The organism is Sulfurimonas sp. (assembly GCF_014859695.1).
Lineage (GTDB): Bacteria > Campylobacterota > Campylobacteria > Campylobacterales > Sulfurimonadaceae > Sulfurimonas.
Window position 1 is genome coordinate 1 of the sequence record NZ_JACUTS010000111.1, and the last position, 4,601, is coordinate 4,601.

General features: G+C 40.2%; 2 protein-coding genes. Both read right to left on the bottom strand.

Annotated features, from left to right (window positions below):
• Window positions 1–157 precede the first annotated feature (157 nt).
• Complete coding sequence (locus tag IBX42_RS11335; RefSeq protein ID WP_294933019.1) at window positions 158–2,305, bottom strand: DNA translocase FtsK; 2,148 nt, start codon at window positions 2,303–2,305, stop codon at window positions 158–160.
• Window positions 2,306–2,383: 78 nt separating this feature from the next.
• A complete protein-coding gene (locus IBX42_RS11340) occupies window positions 2,384–4,489 on the bottom strand; it encodes a flagellar biosynthesis protein FlgL (protein ID WP_294933021.1) in 2,106 nt (701 codons plus the stop codon).
• Between the last annotated feature and the right edge of the window lie 112 nt (window positions 4,490–4,601).

Genomic DNA, 4,601 nt, shown 5'->3' on the forward strand with positions numbered 1-4,601 from the left:
ACAAAAGTGTAGCTGCTAAAATCAAAAATACCTTTTCTCTCTTTAACAAAGGACTCAATACGCTGTATCTGAGCAACACTGAGTTGCTCTAGGTTTGTTACATGTACGCTAAAAGAGTTGTATAGTTTTGTAAAAATATAGTGCGGCTTAGTGCTCATTATAAGATTTCACGAATCCCTTTAGAGTTTGGAGGAGACAAGATACCCTCGCCTTCTAGCTGCTCAATAAGTCTTGCAGATTTGTTATAGCCTATTTGGAGTTTTCTCTGCAAGTACGATATAGATGTTTTTCTATCTGATAGAACAACATTTCTAGCTTCACCAAAGAGAGGGTCAAGCTCCTCATAAGTATCGCTTGATGAGGAGCTCTCTTCACTCTCTTCTACTAAAAAGCTTTTGTCGTAGTTTGGCGCTCTTTGTGATTTTATGAAATCAACGATTTTTTCTATCTCCTCTTCCGTACTCCACGGTGCATGAAGACGCACTAAGCCCGTTGAACCCGGAGGCGTAAAGAGCATATCTCCTTTTCCAAGAAGCGACTCTGCACCCTGTTGGTCCAAGATAATTTTAGAGTCAACTTTCTGCCCTACTCTGTATGAAATACGTGAAGGAAGATTTGCTTTGATAAGTCCTGTTACGACATCGACTGAAGGTCTTTGAGTTGCCACGACAAGGTGTATTCCCGAAGCTCTTGCCATCTGTGCGAGCCTTGCGATGGAGTGTTCAACATCTTTTCCGCTCGTCATCATAAGATCCGCAAGCTCATCTATGATAACCACAATATAAGGCAGATGCTCCCCGCCCTCTTTTTTTACCTTCTCGTTATAACTCTCAATATTTTTTGTTCTGTTTTCACTCATAAGAGAGTAGCGTCTCTCCATCTCATGCACCATGTTGTTAAGTGCAACAATCGCCTGTTTTGCTTTTGTAATAACAGGAGTGAGCAGATGTGGAATGTCATTGTAGATAGAAAACTCAAGCATTTTCGGGTCAATCATAAGCAGTCTCAACTGATCGGGTGAGTTTTTATAAAGAAGCGAAAGAATCATCGCATTTATACCGACACTCTTTCCGCTTCCCGTAGTTCCTGCAATAAGAAGATGGGGAAGTTTTTTAAGGTCGGTTATAAATGGTTTTCCTACTATATCTTTGCCCAAAACGATAGTAAGCGGTGAAGATGACTCTTTAAAAAGCTTGCTGTCGAGTAAATCTCTAAGATATATTGTGTCTATTTTTTCATTCGGTATCTCAATTCCGACAACATCTTTACCTGGAATCGGTGCCTGTATGCGGATAGTCTCGGCACTAAGCGCCATGGCTAAATCATCTTGAAGATTTAAAATGCGTGAGACTTTTACATTTGCCGCGGGCTTAAACTCAAAAGTTGAAACGACAGGACCTGCGTATGTTCTGACAACATCGCCCTCTATCTTAAAATGCGCAAGTTTTTCTATAAGAAATTTTATCTTGCCATCCAACTCAGTCTCATCTACGCTGTGTGCTTTGTTATTCGGTTTTTGCAAAAAATCAACAGATGGAAGTTTAAAGTTTTTAGGCTTCTCAACAACACCTTTTTCAATAGACTCCAAAAGCTTAGCATTCTCCTCAAGCTCATCGACTATAATTGCGTTTTTCTGCTCTTTTATCTCATTTACAAGCTCTACAATATTGCTTTGCTGCTTTGTCTCCAAAGGCTCTTTTTGCTCCATTTGCTCTTGTGGTTGCTCAGTTTTTACAGCACTCTTTTTTCTGAGATATGCCGGCTTGTCTATCTCCTCTTCAAAACTCTCATCTGCTTTTTGTTCAACTTTTTTTGTCTCTTTTGGGCCGCTAATCTGAGGAGCAAAAAATCTTTTCTTTGTTCTGTGTAAGAAAATATCGACCATTTCATGGGCACTTCTGTCAAAAACAATAACCACAGAGAGTAGAGTTATGATAAACCAAAATGTCCAAAGTCCAAACGAACCTATATACGGAGATAAAAAATCTACAAAACCGGCACCTATATCTCCGCGGAAACTGTCATTTACCAGCATTGCCTGCGCCAAAAGAGATGAGAAAAGGAGCAAAAAGGATGCAACTACAAGCTCAAATTTTCTTATGTTTAAGCTGGTGTCCTTATAAAAAAAGTACAGAGGAATCATAAAAATAAATATATAAGCGTAAGAGATGTAACCGAAGTATTTATGGTTGTACGATGCAAAAGCGGTACCGTATCCGCCCATGAGAGCAGTACCGCCCAAAACAGTAGAAAATCCAAGATAGATTAGCAAACCAAAACTTACAATAAATATAGCATCTTTCAAACTACAGCTTCCTTTTTTATCCTAAATAAAGTTGAAGTATAACAAAAAATGCTTTATAAAGGATTTTAAAGCCCTATATTAGAGATAATTGACAAGGCTAAGTTTTGACACCTTTGCTGCGGTTGAGAGAAGAGCCTCATAGTTGAGATTTAACCTTGCAAGAGTCAGTGAAGCCTCAGCCAAATCCGTATCAACAACACTTGATCTTAAACTCATGGCACTTATCTCCAAGAGTCCTGTTCTTTGTATGGATGTGTCCAGAGCATTTGTCTGCACTCCGACTTGGGAGTGCGCTCTATATACATGGTCCTGAAGATCATCCATCATAGCAATTGCATTTTCAATACCCACATTTCTCACATCTCCGCTGCTGGCATCGGGATAGAGTTTATAGTTCTCAACAGACTTTATCACTTCATCAAGAGTCTTAAAAAAGTCTGTTTTTGGGTCACGCACCGTTATCGCATTGTTGGTGTTAAAGGTCATCACTGAAGCATCTGCCCCTGCCGTAAAGTTACCGCTGTTTGCATCATAGATGGCAAGGCTTGCTTTTGTGTTACCGCTATTTATCTCTTCAAACTGTATTTTGCCGTCATGAGTTAAAAATGTTCTTCCTCTTAAATCAGCATCTTTAATCGCTCCATCATATTCAGCTGCTGTTCCCGGAACAGTTGCGGGAAGATTGCCTGTTGTGAGCATATTTACAACATCCATAAACTGCTTATATGTCATATCATCGCCATTGACAGCTGCTCTTGGCGTTCCAACATCGTAAATATTGTATGTTCCATTATCATAAACACCATCTAAATCTGTATCTAAAGAAAATGTAGAACCTGCAGATGCCAAATCAATCCGCGCGCTGTAAGCAGTCCCGTTTATATCCGTACCCTCGATTACAAATGAAGTGCCATCAAGTGTGCCGGCAGTTCCTTGCGAGAGGTCTGCCACTTCGGAGAGTTTAGTTGAAGCCGTTGCAAATGCATTTGTCTCTCTTACAATTTGTGTGGATGCCGAAGAGAGCTTTGCGCCGTCTTTGCTAAACTCCGTCCTGTCGTAGATGGTACCCTCTATGCTATTTCCAACAACACTATCTGCCGAAGACAAAGAGGATTTTATAAACTCTTTTACATATAAATCAGAATTTGCAGCGGTAGATGTACCAAGCATAATGCTGTCAAAATTTGTCTCTCCAGCTCCCAAATCATCTATGTTTGTGACATCCGCTGCCCCGCCGCCAAACAGATCCGTCGCACCAACCATGTGAAAATCTATCTTGCTGGAGCCTTTGATTTTATCTTCTATGACAATCTGTCCATTTTGGTTCATGCTGACATTTACGACATTTACCTCAGGAGTATTCCCGTATAAGTCACCGATTTCTTTTAAAAGATCGCTAATCTTCTCATCATCGCTCATTGCAATTTTTTCTTTAAAAGAGACGCCGTCGCTTCTTGTTCCACTGACGTAAAAGAAGTGCTTATCGACTCCTGCGTCAACCGCATTATCGACATCACCCATAAGATCACGGATGGTATCACTACTTTTAATAAGCGCAGAAGCTCCAACAACAGTTGAATCTGTAAAATCAGGATATTTGGCACTTAAATTTGTTTGAACAACATTTGTAGAGACTTCTCTTTGCACCAATCTCTTCTCTCCGAGAAAAAGTTCTGCACCGCTTATGTTGTACTGCTGAGATGTTTTTGAACCGGTAAAAGCCTTTAGTAGCCCCTCGTTACCCATGTAGGTACCGTCATCAGCTATAGGTCTTACGTCCACAGCGGTGCCCGAGAAAAGATATTGACCGTTTATAGAGGTATTTGCTAGATTTTTAAAATGATCCTCTATTGATCTTAGCTCCTGCGCTATGGCATCAAGCGAAGTCTCGTCATTTGTTCCGTTTGCGGCATTTAGAAGAAGGGTTCTCGTGCGGTTCATAGATGTTTCAAACTCACCCAGCACTGAGTCTGTTTGATCCGACATTTTAAGAGCGCTCTCAGTACTCTTTTTTATCTGTCCAAGAGTTGAAATCTCGTTATCAAGCCTCATAGTCTCCGTAAATGTTCTAATGTCATCATGAGCATACTGAATCTTAAGTCCCGATGCTATCTGTTTGTTTACATCAAAAAGAGCTTCGTTTAGTTGTCCGTTATGTTCACTATATATACTCTTGTAGTACATACCGCTTGTAATCCTCACATCACACCTCCATCTATTTTATGCCTTCTTGTTCTAATCCACTAAGCAATACAAGTTCCATTTGAACTACATCGGCAAAAACTTGTTTACTTAT